This window comes from Devosia limi DSM 17137 (genome assembly GCF_900128975.1).
Lineage (GTDB): Bacteria > Pseudomonadota > Alphaproteobacteria > Rhizobiales > Devosiaceae > Devosia > Devosia limi.
This window is the reverse complement of sequence record NZ_FQVC01000007.1, coordinates 106633-123847: the sequence shown is the minus strand read 5'-3', so window position 1 is coordinate 123847 and position 17215 is coordinate 106633. Positions and strand designations below refer to the sequence as shown.

The following is a 17215-nucleotide window of genomic DNA, read 5'->3' as shown; positions in this document are numbered from 1 at the left end:
TTTTTTTTGCCGCCGGTCCACATAAATCACCGACGTTATTGTAGACAATAATGTCGACTTTCTATCATATCAGCGGCAATGGCCGTGACGGAAGGTGCGCAATGGAATTCGATCTGACCTCGCTGGGGCCACAGGACCGCTATCGGCTGCTGACCAATTTCGTTGGCCCGCGCCCGATTGCGCTGGTCACCACCAAAGCCGGGAGCGGGCACAATAACGGCGCGCCGATGAGCTTTTTCAACCTGTTCTCGCATGACCCGGCCATCGTGGCGCTGGGCATCCAGCCGCGGCTGGATGGGCGCGAAAAGGACACCATGGCCAATATCCGCCGCACCGGCCAGTTCACCGTGAACATGGTCGACATGGCCCTGTCGCGCACCATGCTGGTCTGCGGCCTGGGCGTCGATCCCGATGTCGATGAACTCGAACTTGCCGATGAGCAGGTGGCGCCGGGCGTGCAGGTCGAGAGCGTCTACCTGCCGGCCAGTCCCTGCGCCATGGAGTGCCGGGTCGAGCGGCTGATCGAATATCCGCGCCGCGTCATCATCCTGGGCGAGGTCGTGCATATGCACATTCGTCCCGATTGCCTCGACGAGAGCCAGCGCTACGTCAATCCCGAGGTCTATCACCCCATCGCGCGCCTGCATGCGGACAACTACATCGTTGCCGACCAGCAATTCGTGCTCAAGCCCCCGGCGCTTGCCGACCTCCAGAAATAGACCGTCCATCATGCAGATCTTGCTGATCAATCCCAATTCCACGGCGTCGATGACCGAACAGGCCTTGCGCACCGCCCAGCGGGTGGCCGCGCCCGGCACCAGCATTTTCGCCCGCACCGGCATCGACACCCCGGTGAGCATCGAGGGCTTCTCGGACGAGGCCTTGTCGGTGCCCGACATGCTGGCGCAGATCCGCGCTGGCGAGGCCGATGGCGCCCAGGCGACCGTCATTGCCTGCTTTGACGATCCGGGGCTCGATGCGGCGCGCGAGGCTGCCGGCGGCCCGGTACTCGGCATCTGCCAGGCCGCGGTGCAGGCGGCCATGGTGCTGTCCAAGCGCTTTTCGATCATCACCACGCTGCCCCGCTCGGTGCCCGCCATCGAGGATCTGGTGCTGCGCTACGGCGCCAGCCAGCATTGCCGCCGGGTGCGCTGCATCGACCTGCCGGTGCTGACGCTGGAGACCGAAACCCAGCGCGCCTTTGACCTGCTGGTCGCCGAAATCAGCCGTGCCCGTGACGAGGATAGCGCCGAAGCGGTGGTGCTGGGTTGCGCCGGCATGTCGGAGATGACCGCAGCGCTGACCGAGGCCACCGGGGTGGTGGTCATCGACGGGATCGTCGTTGCCATCAAGGCGGCCGAAGCGCTGGTGGGCGCCGGGCTGCGCACGTCCAAGGCCAATGCCTATGCCTATCCCCGCGTGAAGGATTAAGCGCGGGTCCCTGACGAATTGCACGGAATAAGCCCGGCACCTGACAGATTATAATGTCGCCAGAATTGTCGACAATATAATTGACAAGGGTGCGTGCCGGGGTAGGATATGACCCAAGCGGCTGCGCAGACAGGTCGCATGACAAAGAGGGAACTATGGGATTTGTCGAAACGGCGCAGCCCTGCTCCAGGGTGCGCGCAGCAACATTGATGGGCCAGATGCCGTCGGCTCCCCGCCATTTTCGATTGATCGGGGAATAGGCCCATGCTGGTCTTCATCATCAAGAAGCTCGCCAACGCACTCCTGGTGATGCTGGCCGTGGCCTTTCTGGCCTTCCTGATTTTCCGCCTCGCCGGCGATCCGGTGGATATGATGTCCACCGAGCAGACCACCCAGGCCGACCGCGAGCTGATGCGCGAAAAGCTCGGCCTCAATGACGGGTTCTTCGTGCAATATGTCCGCTTCGTCGCCAATGCGGCGCAGGGCAATTTCGGCATTTCCTATCGCAATGGCCAGGAAGTGCTGGGGCTGATCGCCGAGCGTTTCCCCGCCACCATGGAACTGGTGCTGGTCGCCACCATCCTGTCGCTGGTGATCGGATTGCCCCTCGGGGTGCTGACCGCGATCAAGCGCGGCAAATGGTATTCGGAAATCCTGCAATTCGGCTCGATCATCGGGGTGTCCCTGCCCAGTTTCGTGGTCGGTATCCTGTTGATCCTGGTGTTCTCGGTGACGCTGGGGGTCTTGCCGGCCTTCGGGCGCGGCGACGTGGTGGATCTGGGCTGGTGGTCAACCGGCTTCCTGACCCGCACGGGCCTCATGGCGCTGATCCTGCCCTCGATCTCGCTGTCGCTCTATCAGGTGACGCTGATCATGCGCCTGGTGCGGGCGGAAATGCTCGAAGTCATGCGTTCCGATTTCATCAAGTTCGCCCGGGCCCGCGGCATTCCACGCCACCGGATCTATTTCAGCCATGCCCTGCGCAATTGCCTGATGCCGGTGGTGACGCTGACCGCCATGAATATCGGCACCCTGATTGCCTTCGCGCTGATCACCGAGACGGTGTTCCAGTGGCCGGGCATGGGCATGCTGTTCATCCAGGCGGTGACCTTCATCGATATCCCGGTGATGGCGGCTTACCTCTGCATCGTCTCCTTCATCTTCGTTTTCCTCAACACCATGGTCGACATCTTCTATGCGGTGATCGACCCGCGCCTGCGCGGCGCCAACTAGTCGGGAGAATGGCAAGATGGCGATGAAATCAACACCTGTCCGAGCCTCGTTACTGACCCGCATCCGCAAGAGCGACCTGTGGTGGGCCTTCACCCAGTCGGTCTCGGCGCGTGCCGCGGCAATCCTGTTGATCGTGTTGCTGGGCTCGGCGTTCCTGGCCCCGCTGATCGCGCCGCAAAACCCCTATGATCCGATGCAGCTGGACATGTGGAAGTCCGAATTGCCGCCGATCTGGGTGCAGGGTGGCGAATGGCCCTACCTCCTGGGCACCGATACGCAGGCCCGCGACATGCTCTCGGTCATGCTCTATGGCACCCGCACCTCTGTAATGATCGGGCTGCTCTCGGTGACGCTGTCGCTGTTGATCGGACTGACCTTTGGCCTTCTCGCCGGCTATTTCGGCGGCATCGTCGACAATCTGCTGATGCGTATCGGCGATGTGGTGCTGTCTATCCCCACCATCCTGATCGCCATCCTGGTGTCGGCGGTGGTGCGGCAGATGCTGCCGACCAATCTGCGCGAGGTCGGGGCCTCGGCGGTGCTGATCCTGGCGATTACCCTGTCGGGCTGGGTGCAATATGCGCGCACCGTACGGGCCCAGACCATTGTCGAGCGCGGCAAGGAATATGTAATGGCGGCGCGGCTGCTCAAGGTGCCCTCCCGCCGCATCATGGCGCGGCACATCCTGCCCAATACGCTGACCCCGGTGATGGTGGCAGCAACGCTCAGCTTTGGCATGGCCATCCTCACTGAGGCGACGCTGTCCTTCCTTGGTATCGGCATGCCACCGGGCCAGCCTTCGCTGGGCACGCTGATCCGCATCGGCAATCAATATCTGTTCTCGGGCATGTGGTGGATCGTCCTGTTCCCCGTCATGCAGCTGTCCCTGCTGGTCATCTCGGTGAACCTGCTGGGCGACTGGCTGCGCGATGCCCTCAATCCGAAGCTGAGATAGACATGCACAATCTGCTCCTCAAGAATGTCCGTCCCCTGGGCGGCGCCACTACCGACATGCTGGTGCGCGATGGTGTCATCGTCGAGATCGGCTCGATTGCCGAGCAGCAGGGCGTGGCGGTTGAAGATGGCGGCAATGCCATTGTCTGGCCCGGCCTGATCGACGCCCATACCCATCTCGACAAGACCAACTGGGGCATGGCCTGGCACGAGAACAACCGCGAAGCCGTGCTGCGCAGCCGCATCGATTACGAGCGCGAAAACCGCATCGCCATCGGGCTGGATCCGCATCGCCAGTCGATGCGCCATGCCATTGGCCTGGCCGCCAACGGCGCTTCCCACATTCGCAGCCACGTCGATATCGACACCACGCATGGCCTGACCCTGGTCGAAGGCGTGCTGGAGACCCGCGAGAAGCTGGCGGGGATCATCGATATCGAACTGGTCGCCTTTCCGCAGTCCGGCGTCATGGTCATGCCCGGCACCGTTGAATTGCTGGATGAAGCGCTGGCCAATGGCTGCACCGTGCTTGGCGGCATCGATCCCTGCGGCATCGACCGCGATCCCAAGGGGCAGCTCGATGTGCTGTTCCAGCTGGCGCTCAAGCATGGCGTCGATGTCGATATCCACCTGCATGAAGCGGGCGAGCTCGGTGCCTTCACCATGGAGCTGATCTTCGAGCGGGTGCGGGCCAATGGCATGCAGGGGCGTTTCGGTATCAGCCACGCCTTTGCGCTGGGCATGAATGACTATCTGCGCGTCGGCAAGCTGATCGAGGAAATCGCCGAACTCGATATCGCCATCCTCACCACCGGCGCGCCTTCCGCCACTGTGCCCTCGGTCAAGCGCCTGCGTGAAGCCGGCGTGCGCGTCGGCGCCGGTTGCGACGGCATCCGCGATACCTGGGGCCCCTGGGGTCAGCCCGACATGATGGATCGCGCCCGCATCATCGGCATGAAGAATGCCGTGCGCTCCGATATCGACCTCCGCCACATGCTCGAACTGGTGTCGCAGGGCGGCGCTGACGTGATGCGGCTCGACGGCTATGGCGTCGCTGTCGGTGACAAGGCCGATTTCACCCTGTTGGCTGGCGAAACCGTCGCCCATGCCGTGGTCGAGACCACGCCGCGTCCGGCGGTGATCAAGGCCGGCCGGGTCATCGCCCGCAACGGCACCTGCATCGTGGACATGCCATGACCGGCGCGAACCAGACTGCCCTTGCAGCGCTGAAACTGGGCGCGCGTCCGGATGGCCGCACGCTGCTGACCGCCGATTGGGTCCTGGTCCATGAGGGCGCCGGCCCGGTGCTGCTCAAGCGTGGCGAAGTGGTGATCGAAGGCGACCGGGTCATCTTTGCCGGTCATGACTTTCCCGGTGAGGTGGCCCGCCGCGTCGATTTCGGCGCTTCGCTGATCTCCCCCGGCCTCGTCGACCTCGATGCGCTGTCCGATCTCGATACGACGATCCTGGGGATCGATCATTTTCCTGCCTGGAAAAAGGGCCGGGTGTGGCCGCTCTCCTATGTCGAGAACGGGCCGTACGAAATGTACACGCCCGAGGAACTGGCCTTTCAGAAGAAGTTCGCCTTCGCCCAATTGCTGCTCAATGGCATCACCACGGCGGCGCCGATTGCCTCGCTGTTCTATCGCCAATGGGGCGAAACCACTGCCGAGTTCGACGCTGCCGCCGATGCGGCGGGCGAGTTGGGCCTGCGCGTTTATCTCAGCCCCGCCTATCGCTCCGGCGGCATGGTGCTGCACGGTCCCGGCGATATGCGCGCTCATTTCGATGAAGCCCGCGGGCTCGAAGGCCTTGATGAAGCGGTCAGATATATCGAGCGGCAGGCTGGTCGTTATGAAGGGCTGGTACAGGGCCTCCTGGCGCCCGACCGCGTCGAAACCGCAACCGCCGGCCTGCTGCGCGCCACCCTTGCGCGCGCCGAGGAACTCGATTGCAAGGTGCGGCTCCACATGGCGCAGGGTGTCATGGAAGTGCACACCGTCAAGGCGCTGCACGGCTCGACCGCTCCGGTCTGGCTGGCCCGCGAAGGCCTGCTCAATGACCGCCTGATCGCTCCCCATGCCACCGAGGCAAGTGCCGAAGACCTGACGCTCTATGCAGGCCATGGCGTATCGGTGGTGCATTGCCCGCTGGTCTCGGGGCGTGGCGGCGGCAGCCTCAAATCGTTCTCGCGGCTGCGCGACATGGGCATCAACATTGCGCTGGGCACCGATACGACGCCGCCCGACATGGTGATGAACATGCTGATCGGGCTGATCGTCTGCCGCATGAATGATGGCGCCCCCGACCGGGTGCTCTGCCGCGACTTCTTCGACGCCGCCACCCTCGGCGGCGCCAAGGCGCTGGATCGCGACGACATCGGTCGCATCGCCGTCGGCAGCAAGGCCGATATCGCCGTGTTCGGGCTCGACGACCTGCATATGGCGCCCTCGATCGATCCGATCACCACGCTGGTTACCGGAGGCTCCGGCAAGGTGACCAAGGCCGTGTTTGTCGATGGCCGCCTCTCGATGCGCGACGGTCAGGTCGCAGGCTTCGACCTGCAGGCAGCCCGCGGTCAGGCCCAGGCCCAGTTCGATCGCCTGATTGCGCAATACCCGGCCCGCACCTGGGGCAATCCGCCAGTATCCGAGATTTTTCCGCCCAGTTATCCCACGAGGGACCGGCTCAATGGCTGACGCAAACCAACCGTGCCTGGACGTCCGCGACCTGGTCGTCGAATTTCCCAACCGGCATGGCACCCTGACGCCGCTCAACGAGGTCTCGCTGACCATCCAGCCGGGTGAAATCCTCGGCGTGGTCGGCGAGTCAGGGGCCGGCAAGTCGATGACCGGGCTGGCCATTCTGGGCCTGCTTGAGCGGCCCGGCCGCGTCACTGCCGGGGAGATCTATCTCGAAGGCCGCCGCATCGACCAGTTGAGCGATGCGGAAATGGAAATGGTGCGCGGCCGCGAAATCGGCGCCATCTTTCAGGACCCGCTGACCTCGCTCAATCCGCTGTTCACCATTGGCGACCAGCTGGGCGAAACCATCCGTCAGCACATGCCCGAGATGGGCAAGAAACAGGCCCGGACCCGCGCCATCGAATTGCTGCGCGAAGTCGGCATTCCGGCTCCCGAAGAGCGTGTCGATCAATATCCGCATCAGTTCTCCGGCGGCATGCGCCAGCGCGTGGTGATCGCCCTGGCTTTGGCGGCCCGCCCCAAGCTGGTCATCGCCGACGAGCCGACCACGGCGCTCGACGTCTCGATCCAGGCGCAGATCACCGGCCTTCTGCGCCGGCTGTGCAAGGAGAACGGCACGGCGGTCATGCTGGTGACCCACGATATGGGCGTCATCGCCGAAACCGCCGACCGCGTGGCGGTGATGTATGCCGGGCGCCTGATCGAGATCGGGCCGGTCGACAAGGTGCTGAAATCACCCTCGCATCCCTATACGCGTGGGCTGATGGCTTCGATCCCCGCGCTTGGCGCCCGGGTCAAGGAACTCAACCAGATCGATGGCTCGATGCCGCGCCTCAATGCGACGCCGCCCGGCTGTGCCTTCAATCCGCGCTGCGCCGAGGCCGGCCCCCGCTGCCGCAGCGAGCGCCCCGCACTGGTTCCAACCAATTCCGGCAGCGCCGCCTGCTGGCTGCACAATGGAGGCGTCGCATGACCGAGGCACCAACCAATGCGCTCGAAGTGGTGCATCTCGACAAGGTCTTCGACGTCTCGGCCTCGTTCCTTAACCGGGTGGTCTATCGCCAGCCGCGCCGCCTGCTGCATGCCGTCAACGATGTCACCTTCGACGTGCCCATGGGCGGTTGCCTGAGCCTTGTCGGGGAATCGGGCTGCGGCAAGTCGACGGTCGCCAAGCTCGTCACCCGGCTTTACGAGATCAGCGCCGGCGAGATCCGCTTTGCCGCCGGCAAGTCGGGCGCGCCGCTCTCGGCCCAGATGATCTTTCAGGATCCCTATGCCTCGCTCAATCCGCGCTGGCGGGTCAAGAACATCATCGCCGAGCCATTGCGTGAGCTGAAGCTGCGCGACAACGAGGCCGATATCGCGGCGCGCGTCGCCGAGCTGCTGGACATTGTCGGGCTCAATTACGCCGATGGCGAGAAGTTCCCGCACGAGTTTTCCGGCGGCCAGCGCCAGCGCATTTCCATTGCCCGCGCCCTCGCGTCCGAGCCGGAATTCCTCGTCTGCGACGAGCCGACCTCGGCGCTCGACGTATCGGTGCAGGCGCAGATCCTCAACCTGATGCGCCGCCTGCAGGATGAGTTGGGACTGACCTATCTGTTCATCAGCCACGACCTCAGCGTCGTCCGCCACATGTCGGATCGTATCGCGGTGATGTATCTCGGCCGCATCGTCGAAGAGGCGGAAACCGAGCTGCTATTTGCCGATCCGCAGCACCCCTATACCCAGCTTTTGCTGCAGACGATCCCCAATGTGAACGACCCGCAGCGCGACCGCGAGATCGTGGCCGGCGAAGTGCCGAGCCCTTTGTCACCACCCTCTGGTTGCACCTTTCACACGCGCTGCCCGCTGGCGCAGCCGCGCTGCAAGGCCGAGCGACCCGAACTGGAACACAAACCCGATGGCCGCCGCGTGGCGTGCCACTTCGCCTGATCACGGCCGAGGGGACCGCAGGCGAAATCGAGATCATCCCGAAGGCCGTGTGCCGGGCCGAGGGACGAGAATGGAACGCAGTCACAACAGGAGAGAACGCATGTCAGTCTTGAAGAAAGCAGTGGCCGTATTGGCACTGTCGCTGTCGCTCGGCGCGATGGCAGCACACGCCGAAACCGTGAAGTGGGGTTCACGCGCCGATATCTATTCGCTCGATCCCAATTCGATCCCATCCACCTCCAACCTGGCTTTCCTCAACCACATCTATGAAAGCCTGGTCCGTTACGACAAGACCTTCCAGCTGCAGCCGGCGCTGGCGACCGAGTGGGAACTGGTCGATGGCAAGTTCTGGCGCTTCAAGCTGCGCGAAGGCGTGAAATTCCACAACGGTGCCGAGATGACCGCCGATGACGTGGTGGCCTCGTTCAAGCGCGCTGCCGATCCTGCGTCGCCGCTCAAGGGCAACATGCCCTTGTTCAAGGACATTCGGAAGATCGACGACTACACCGTCGAAGTCGATGTCAGCGCCACTTCGTCGCTGTTCCTCAACGACATCACCAATATCTTCGTGTTCGACGCCGATTGGCTCAAGGACAATAATACCGAAAAGCCATCGGACTACGCGCTGGGCGTTGAAGGCTATGCCACCAGCCACGCCAATGGCACCGGCCCCTTCATGCTCGAAAGCCGCTCGCCCGACAGCAAGACCGTGCTGCTGGTCAACGACCAGTGGTGGGATGAAAAGCACCACAATGTCGATCGCCTGGAATTCATCCCGATCACCTCGGCTGCAACCCGTATCGCGGCACTGCTGTCGGGTGAAGTCGATCTGATCGACAGCGCCCCGATCCAGGATCTGGAGCGTCTCAAGGCCGATCCGAACATCAATGTGATGAACCTGACCGAACTGCGCACGGTGTTTATCGGTTTCAACCGCAACGAGACCCTGCCCAGCGGCGCCCCCAATCCGTTCAACGACCTGCGCGTGCGCCAGGCCTTTGAAACCGCTATCGATCGTGACCTGATCAACCAGCGCATCATGCGCGGTCTGGCGCGGCCCTCCGGCTCGCTGATCGCCCCCGATATCGCCGGCTATTCGGCCGCCCTCGATACCTATGAGCCGGGTGACACTGCCAAGGCCGCAGCCATGTTGAAGGAAGCCGGCGCCGAAGGCTTGCCCTTCACCTATACCTGCATGAACGACGAGAGCATCAACGAGGAAGACTGGTGCCAGGGCATTTCCAACATGCTGTCGCGCGCTGGTTTCCAGCCCACGATCGACATGGCCCCGCGCGCCGTCCAGTCGCCCAAGCGGACCAAGGGCGAAACCGAAGTCTTCAACATCAGCTGGGCCAATGAGCCGACGCTGGATGCCTTCTCGCTGCTCTCGCAGGTGCTGGCAACCAGGGAAGGTACGTTCGGCGTGTCCAATTATGGTGGGTGGTCGGAACCCGAACTGGACGCACTGGTCCACAAGGCTGCGGAAGTGAGCGATCCGGCTGAACGCCTGGCGCTCGAAGAGCAGGCTCTGCGTATCGCCAAGGAACAGGTGCTGCTGATTCCGCTGCACCAGCAGCCGATTGCCTGGGCCACCACCAAGCACATCGAATCCATCGACGTGCGCGCCGACAACAAGGCGCGTCATTGGTTCACCATGGCGACCACCGAGTAAGACGACAAGCCGGTGCCCCACTGGGGCACCGGCACCTGATCATGGGGGGCGATATGACGGGCTTGGGCGACCTCAATCTGGGTGAACGGCCGGCCGGACGGACCCTGCTGACGGCAAATTGGCTCTTGGCCCATCAAGACGGCTGCCACGTGTTTTTCCGCAATGGCGAACTGGTGCTGGAAGGCAGCCGCGTGCTCTATGCCGGCCAGCGCTTCGAGGGCGACGTCGCCCGGCGGATCGATCTCGGCGATGCGCTGATCAGCCCGGGCCTCATCGATCTCGATGCCCTCTCCGATCTTGATACCTATACGCTGGTGCTGGACAACCAGCCCGGTTGGTCGCGCGGCCGCATCTGGCCCACCAGCTATGTCGAGCGCGGCCCCTACGAAATGTATTCGGCCGACGAGCTGGCGTTCCAGAAGAAGTTCTCCTTCGCCAGCCTCCTGCTCAATGGCATCACCACGGCGCTGCCCATCGCCTCGCTTTATTATCGCCAATGGGCCGAAACCGTCTCCGAGTTCGACGCCGCAGCCGATGCCGCGATTGAAATCGGACTGCGCGTATTTATCGGCCCTGCCTATCGCTCCGGCGGCTCGGTGGTCGATGATGCTGGTGTGTTTCACCTGCGGTTCGATGAAGCGCGCGGCCTAAAGGGCCTGGACGACGCTATCGAATTCATCCGCCGCCGCCATGGCGATCATGGCGGGCTGATCAACGGTCTGCTGGCGCCCGACCGGGTGGAAACCAATACGCTGCAACTGATGCAACGCACCATGGCCGCCGCCCGCGATCTCGATTGCCGCGTCCGCCTGCACATGTCCCAAGGCAAGCTCGAACTGGACACCATGCAGGCGCTGCACGGCACCACCGGCCCGCAATGGCTGGCCTCGCATGGCCTGCTCAGCCAGCGGCTGATCGCCCCGCACGGCACTCATGCCAATGAAACAGATATCGAGCTCTATGCCGAGCATGGCGTGACCCTGGCGCATTCACCGCTGGTGTCGGCGCGCATGGGCAGCGTGCTCAATTCCTTCGCCAAATTCCGCGACAAGGGCATCAATATCGGCATGGCCACCGATACCGCCCCGCCCGATATGTGGATGAATATGCTGGCCGGGCTGATCGCCAGCCGCATCGCCGACAAATCCTCATCCGCGACCAGCAGTGCCGATTTCTACAATGCCGCGACGCTGGGCGGCGCCAAGGCTCTGGGTCGCAGCGATCTCGGCCGGCTCGAAGCGGGCGCCTGTGCCGACGTCTCGATCTTCCGGCTCGATGATGTGCATATGACGCCCACGGTCGACCCCATTACCACCCTGGTCATGGGCGGCAATGGCAAGGTCACCCAGGCGGTGTTCGTCGATGGCCGTCTGGTCATGCGCGATGGCTGCATCACTGGCTTCGACATGGTCGCGGCCCGCAGTCGCGCCCAGCGCCAGTTCGAAGGCCTGATCGCCAGATATCCCGACCGCAGCTGGCAGCATCCGCCAGTCGAAGCGCTTTTCCGCCCAGCCTTTCCAGTGCTTTGACTGGCACCGGCCTATTGTGATGATGGAGCAATGACATGGCAGCGATAGTTTTCGTCAACGGCACAGTGGTGCCGGTGGACAAGCAGCGCCGCATCATCGAGCGCGGCGCAGTGCGCGTGGTCGATGACCGGATTGTCGAGGTCTGCGCCAGCGACGACGTCACCATCAATCCGCAAGACCGGGTGATCGACTGCCGCAACAAGCTGGTCATTCCCGGCCTGATCGACGCCCATGGCCATGCCGGCCATTGCCTGATCCGCAGCATCGGGGTGGATACCAACCCGCTCTGGATGAAGATCGTCACCCCGGTCTATTATCACTACACGACGCGCGACTATTGGTATGCCGATGGCCTGGTGTCCGGCCTCGAACGGCTGCGCTCGGGCGTCACCACCGGGGTCAGCATCATCTCCTCGATGCCGCGCAGCGACGATCCGCAATTTGCCATCAATCACGCCCGCGCCTATGGCGAACTGGGCCTGCGCGAAATCATCTGCACCGGCCCCGCCGGTCTGCCATGGCCGCGCGCCGTCACCCGCTGGGAAACCGGCGCGCCGGTGCCGCACAGCATTTCGTTCGCGCAGATGATGGACGGCACCGAAGCCGCCATCCAGAGCATCAATGGCTCAGCCGATGGCCGGCTCAGCGTCTATGTGACGCCGTTCACCATCGTGCCCTCTCTCGACCCTTCCAACATGTCGACGCCTGATCAGGCGGTTTCCCTCACTCAGGATGACCGTGACCAGGCCCGCGCCGTGCGCGAGCTGGCGCGCAAATACGGCGTCCGCATCCATTCCGATGCCTTTGCCGGCCAGATCCGGCTCGCCTATCAGGACAAGGAAAACGCCCTGCTGGGGCCCGATATCCATCTGCAGCATTGCTGGGGCATTTCGCATCAGGAGATCGATATCCTGGCCGAAACCGGCACCCATGTGACCCATGCGCCGCCCGGGCGCTCCACCCCGGTGATCGAGATGATGGCGCGCGGCGTCAATGTCGCCATCACCTCGGATGGCACCGCGCCGAGCCGCTATTTCGACATGCTGCAGACCGCCCGCTCATTCCAGGCGACCCAACACGTGCTGCGCAATCACGACCGTTATTATTTCCCGCCCGGCAAGGTGCTGGAGATGATCACCATCGACGCGGCGCGGGCGCTGGGCCTGGACCATGAGATCGGCTCGCTCGAAGTGGGCAAGAAGGCCGATATCGCCGTGCTCGACATGAACCAGCCGCACCTGACGCCCAATTGGCTGCCCGTGCACCGGTTGGTGCATCAGGCCGTCGGGTCAGATGTGGAAATGGTCATGGTCAATGGAGAGATCATCATGGAGAACCGCAAGGTGCTCAATGTCGACATGGACGCGGCGCTGGAGGAAGCCAATCGGCAGGCCAATGCGCTGGTCGAGCGGGCAAACCTGCAGCAATATCTCTGCGATCCCGGCTGGGGCCAGCTCTACCGCACCTTCGATCAGAAAGTAGAGCTGCCCGACCTGCCGGTGTAAGCGGCCGGACGCGCCGGCCGCCAAAGCTCAGGCGCGCTTTACGTCAAGCAGCGGAATAGGCTGGGTCAGCATATCGGAGGCCTCGGCCTTGCCATGCAGGGCCCGGACCACGTCCAGCCCGTCCTCGACCCAGCCAAAGGCCGCAAAGCCCTGGCCGTCGGGCTGGCGCTTGCCGCCTTCATCCAGCTCGGGCTGGTCGCCGACGCAGATGAAAAAGCCCGACGATGCCGTGCCCGGCGCAAACCGCGCCATGGACAGCGTACCGTCGCGATGGCGCAGGCCGGTCTGGCTGGTGGGTTCATGCACGATTGCGGGCAGGGGCGTGGGATATTCCTTGCCCTGCATCAGGTGCCCGAACTGCAGCACGTCGATCTTGGCCGGCAGCGTATCGGGCTGATTGCAATCGGCCACGATGCGATAAATGCTGGCATTCTTGAGCAGGCCCTGATCGACATAGGCCAGGAAATTGGCGGCTGTGACGGGGGCGCTCGCGACGTCGACGACGATGGTCATGTCGCCCAACGGAGTGCTGATAACGACCTTGGGGAGGGGAGTTGCTTGAGACACGTTACTAACTGCGCTTCTTGGTGAGTCTGGTCGTGGACCCTATACATCGCCGCCGGCCCAATCCACCATCCTCAACACGCCGCCCGCCGCAAAAGTGAACGCCCGGCCGGAAACTGCTCCGCCGTGCCCTGGCTTTGACATGGGTCAAGCGCCCGCCTGACGGTGCCGCTATGGTGGCGCCGATGGATCTCGATACCGTTCTCCCGCGCTGGTAAACCCCGAAGTGAGGCGACATGACATTGCAGGCATTGGTTCCCCTGATCACCTACCCCGACGTCCCAGCCGGTGACTTTGCGCACCGCGCGGCCAATGTCGCCCAATATCTGGGCGCCGCGCTGCACGTCGTGGTGCTGGAGCCCGATTTTCACGCGCCGACCAATACGATGGCACAATTTGTGGTCGATGTGCCGGGGATGCTCAAAGGCATCAAGGATGCCTGCCATGCCCGCGGACAGGAAATCGCCGACGCCGTCGCGCAAGCCGCCGCCCAGGCCAATGTCGGTGTTCGCTCTGGCTTGATCGAGGCTATTCCCGAACGGTTTGGCGAAGCGGCAGCGGGGCAGGCCCGCTACCACGATCTGACCCTGTTCGGCTGGAGCCAGGACAATCAGGCAATCCGTGGCGCCATCGAGGCCGTCATCTTCGGATCGGGTCGCCCGGTTGTGCTGTTGCCCGAACGCCAGGATGATCCCGATTATGGCACCGTGTTTGTGGCCTGGGACGGCAGCCGGGTTGCGGCCCGCGCCGTTGCCGACGCCGAGATTTTCCTGACCAGGACCACCCGCGTCATTGTCGGCACAGTGAAGGACGAAAAACACATCGACGATCTGCAGGCCACCGAGCGCCTCGTGGAGCACCTGAAGCGGCGCGGCATCAAGGCCGAAGCCCGCGCCATTGCCGGCAATGGCCGGCCGATTGGCCAAACCCTGCAGGATGCGGCGCTGGCCGACAATGCCGGGCTGCTGGTTCTGGGCGGCTATGGCCATTCGCGGCTGCGCGATTTCGTTCTCGGCGGGGCAACGAAAGGGGTGCTGGACGACCTGCGATTGCCCGTTCTGCTGTCGCATTGACCGACTGCGCCTGGCGTTCAGTCCAAGAACGCCAGGTCGCAGGAGCGCGTCGGCGCCGGGTATCGGGCGCCGATCCCCGCATCAGACCAGCGTGAGCAGCGCACCAGCTGTTGCCAGCGTGATCACAACGATCCACGGCGCGGTCTTCCATACGGTCAGCAACAGGAAGCCCGCCAATGCCAGGGCAAAATCGGCGGGTGTCAGCACCGCGCTGGTCCAGACGGGGGTGTAGAGGGCTGCCCCCAGAACGCCCACCACGGCGGCATTGGCGCCGCGCATTGCGGCCTGAGCATGGGGCCGGGATCGAAACGCATCCCAGAACGGCAACGCGCCCACAACCAGCAGCAGGCCGGGAAGGAACACCGCTACCAGGGCGATGGCAGCGCCCAGGGGGCCTGCCGGCCCCTCCTGCATCACGGCCCCCAGATAGGCCGCGAACGTAAAGAGCGGGCCGGGGACGGCCTGGGTGGCCCCATAGCCGGCAAGGAAGGCATCGCTGGAAATCCAGCCGCTTTGCACCACCTCCGCTTCCAGCAGCGGCAGCACGACGTGTCCGCCCCCAAACACCAGTGCGCCCGCGCGGTAGAATGCATCGAAGAGGGCAAGAGCCTGCGATGAAGCGGCGGCTTCGACAACGGGCAGTCCGACCAGCAAGACAAAGAAGAGGCAGAGCGCCGCCCATCCGACCGCCTTCGGCACGCCAAATGTCAGGTGACCAACCTGGTTCAGCGGCAGTCCGCGACACAGCCACCCCCCCGCAAGTCCGCCGCCGACGATCGCCGCGACCTGCCCGATCGAGCCGCCAACCAGAACCACCAGAAATACGGCCAGCAACGCGATGCCAGCCCGCTCCCGGTCCGGCGTGAGTGCCTTGGCCATGCCCCACACGGCTTGTGCAACCACTGCCACGGCCACAAGTTTGAGGCCATGCAGCAGCCCGGCTCCGGCGTCGCCTTCGAACCAGGCGGCTGCGTACGCGAAGAGCAGCAGAAAGAGCGCCGAGGGCAGTGTAAACGCCGTCCAGGCGGCCAGGGCGCCGAGCGGTCCGCCGCGCAGCAATCCCAGCGCGAAGCCGACCTGGCTCGATGCCGGCCCCGGCAGGAACTGGCAGAGTGCAACGAGATCGGCATAGCCTGCTTCACTGATCCACTGGCGCCGTGTGACCAGTTCATCCCGGAAATAACCCAGATGGGCAATGGGACCGCCAAAGGATGTCAGGCCCAGCTTGAGGAAGACCTGGAAGACCTCGCCCGCTGTGCCGGGCGTGCCGGTGCTTGTCGGCCTCCGAGGCCCGTCAGCTTCCGGCCTCACGCCAGGCGCCGCCGGTTTTCCGGCGCGCCGGCTGCCGACCAGCGCGACCCGGAGGAAGCACGAAATGCCGGCTGGGCGGGGCCCGGAGTGTCGTGACTTGATCGCATTAGGCCTACCCCACCGAAAACCGGAGTGTATAGGCCATGCCATGACATTTTCAAGAAACGCAGGCCTTCAGGCCTTTGTTCGGCTATCCGGAATGGGGTTCCACTCGGCCAGGTGAAACCGCCATCGTGGATAGGGGCTCATGCTGGGGCGTGTTGCCAAAGCGCTGAAGCCAGATTCAGTCCAGGCGATGATTGCGTCCCCCCATGTCGCATTGAGAATGCGCCGGCTGGCGCCCTGGGGCGCCCGATTCGGCCACTTTGCGCCACTCGTCTGCGTCGGCCCGTTCCCAAGTCGAACAGGCAAAGCGATATCCATCTCAGTTTGTTGGCCGCAAATGCCACTCGTCCTCTTGCCAGATCGCGATGGAGTTGACATGTTGCGGTTCAGTTCAGCATACTAAGTTAGTTCAATATATTGAACTTTAGAGGGGCGTCACAGTGAGCGGCAGGGGAGCGGAGCGTATTCTGGATGCGGTCGAATGGTTCGCCACCACGACCACCTCGGTCAGCTACACCGATTTTGTGCAGGCGCTTGATGTGCCTAAGAGCAGCGGATTGCTGCTTCTGCAGCTGCTGGTGAAGCGCAACTACGTCGAGCGTCTTGCCGACAACCGCTATCGGCTGGTGCGGCTGCCCGGGGAAAGCGTCGAGGGCGGCGCGACCTGGGGGACAATCCTGCGACTGGCGGAGCGGCATCTGCATGAAGCCGTTGCCAGCGTCGGTGAGTCAGCCTTTGTCGCCGTTCTCGAAGACGGTCGTATCCGCTATCTCAACAAGATCCTGCCGCAGCGCGAAATTCGTTACGATCGGGATATCGCGCCGACCCGACTGCCGCATCAGGTGGCCAGCGGCCTGGTCTTTCTGGCTGACTTCGACCCCGCTGCGCTGGAGGAGTATTGCAGCCAGGTCGGTCTCGCCCCTTCGGAGCGGGCGGAGCTCGAAGACCTGCTGGTCGCGATTCGGCGCGATGGTTTTGCCGTCAACATCAATGGCGTCGTCGAAGGCGCATCTGGCGCCGCTGCCCCCGTGCGCGACGCCAGGGGGCGCGTCGTCGCCGCCATCAATATTTCCGGACCACGCGAGCGGTTCATCTCAAATCTCGACGCGGTGAAGGCCGCGGTCGCGAGTGTCGGGCGTGCCGTTACCGCTGAAGTAGCGCACCGAACCCGCAAATCAATGTGACTCACAGGAGGATCGTT

General features: G+C 63.7%; 15 protein-coding genes. 13 read left to right on the top strand and 2 right to left on the bottom strand.

Features of this window, described 5'->3' with window-relative positions; translation table 11 throughout:
- Positions 1-101: 101 nt before the first annotated feature.
- From BUA69_RS12490 to BUA69_RS12440, 11 genes are all read left to right on the top strand, one after another.
- Complete coding sequence (locus BUA69_RS12490) at positions 102-719, top strand: flavin reductase family protein (protein WP_046134792.1); 618 nt, start codon at positions 102-104, stop codon at positions 717-719.
- Between the two features lie 10 nt (positions 720-729).
- Complete coding sequence (locus BUA69_RS12485; RefSeq protein WP_046134791.1) at positions 730-1431, top strand: aspartate/glutamate racemase family protein; 702 nt, start codon at positions 730-732, stop codon at positions 1429-1431.
- A gap of 264 nt (positions 1432-1695) precedes the next feature.
- Entirely contained in the window at positions 1696-2664 is a 969-nt protein-coding gene (locus tag BUA69_RS12480) for an ABC transporter permease (RefSeq protein WP_046134790.1), read from the top strand.
- 16 nt (positions 2665-2680) lie between these two features.
- Entirely contained in the window at positions 2681-3619 is a 939-nt protein-coding gene (locus BUA69_RS12475; protein WP_046134789.1) for an ABC transporter permease, read from the top strand.
- Between the two features lie 2 nt (positions 3620-3621).
- Positions 3622-4815, top strand: a complete 1194-nt coding sequence (locus tag BUA69_RS12470) for an amidohydrolase family protein (RefSeq protein ID WP_046134788.1) — start codon at positions 3622-3624, stop codon at positions 4813-4815.
- Entirely contained in the window at positions 4812-6317 is a 1506-nt protein-coding gene (locus tag BUA69_RS12465; protein WP_046134787.1) for an amidohydrolase family protein, read from the top strand. The genes BUA69_RS12470 and BUA69_RS12465 overlap by 4 nt, the downstream gene beginning before the upstream one ends.
- Complete coding sequence (locus BUA69_RS12460) at positions 6310-7296, top strand: ABC transporter ATP-binding protein (RefSeq protein WP_046134786.1); 987 nt, start codon at positions 6310-6312, stop codon at positions 7294-7296. The genes BUA69_RS12465 and BUA69_RS12460 overlap by 8 nt, the downstream gene beginning before the upstream one ends.
- On the top strand, positions 7293-8255 hold the full coding sequence (locus BUA69_RS12455) for an ABC transporter ATP-binding protein (RefSeq protein ID WP_046134785.1): 963 nt from the start codon (positions 7293-7295) through the stop codon (positions 8253-8255). The genes BUA69_RS12460 and BUA69_RS12455 overlap by 4 nt, the downstream gene beginning before the upstream one ends.
- 100 nt (positions 8256-8355) lie before the next feature.
- Entirely contained in the window at positions 8356-9927 is a 1572-nt protein-coding gene (locus BUA69_RS12450; protein ID WP_046134784.1) for an ABC transporter substrate-binding protein, read from the top strand.
- Between the two features lie 53 nt (positions 9928-9980).
- A complete protein-coding gene (locus BUA69_RS12445) occupies positions 9981-11456 on the top strand; it encodes an amidohydrolase family protein (RefSeq protein WP_425283934.1) in 1476 nt (491 codons plus the stop codon).
- 35 nt (positions 11457-11491) lie between these two features.
- Entirely contained in the window at positions 11492-12961 is a 1470-nt protein-coding gene (locus tag BUA69_RS12440) for an amidohydrolase family protein (RefSeq protein ID WP_046134782.1), read from the top strand.
- A 27-nt stretch (positions 12962-12988) separates the two neighbouring features.
- On the opposite strand, the gene BUA69_RS12435 is transcribed toward BUA69_RS12440, so the two are convergent.
- Entirely contained in the window at positions 12989-13528 is a 540-nt protein-coding gene (locus BUA69_RS12435; protein ID WP_210165892.1) for a peptidylprolyl isomerase, read from the bottom strand.
- Between the two features lie 233 nt (positions 13529-13761).
- Between BUA69_RS12435 and BUA69_RS12430 the strand changes: the two genes are divergently transcribed.
- On the top strand, positions 13762-14598 hold the full coding sequence (locus BUA69_RS12430) for a universal stress protein (RefSeq protein WP_046134781.1): 837 nt from the start codon (positions 13762-13764) through the stop codon (positions 14596-14598).
- 81 nt (positions 14599-14679) lie between these two features.
- On the opposite strand, the gene chrA is transcribed toward BUA69_RS12430, so the two are convergent.
- Positions 14680-15909, bottom strand: a complete 1230-nt coding sequence (chrA, locus tag BUA69_RS12425) for a chromate efflux transporter (RefSeq protein ID WP_046134780.1) — start codon at positions 15907-15909, stop codon at positions 14680-14682.
- A 545-nt stretch (positions 15910-16454) separates the two neighbouring features.
- Here chrA and BUA69_RS12420 point away from each other — a divergent pair.
- Positions 16455-17198 carry an IclR family transcriptional regulator gene (locus BUA69_RS12420; RefSeq protein WP_046134779.1) on the top strand — a complete coding sequence of 248 codons (744 nt, stop codon included), beginning with the start codon at positions 16455-16457 and terminating at the stop codon, positions 17196-17198.
- Positions 17199-17215: the final 17 nt, after the last annotated feature.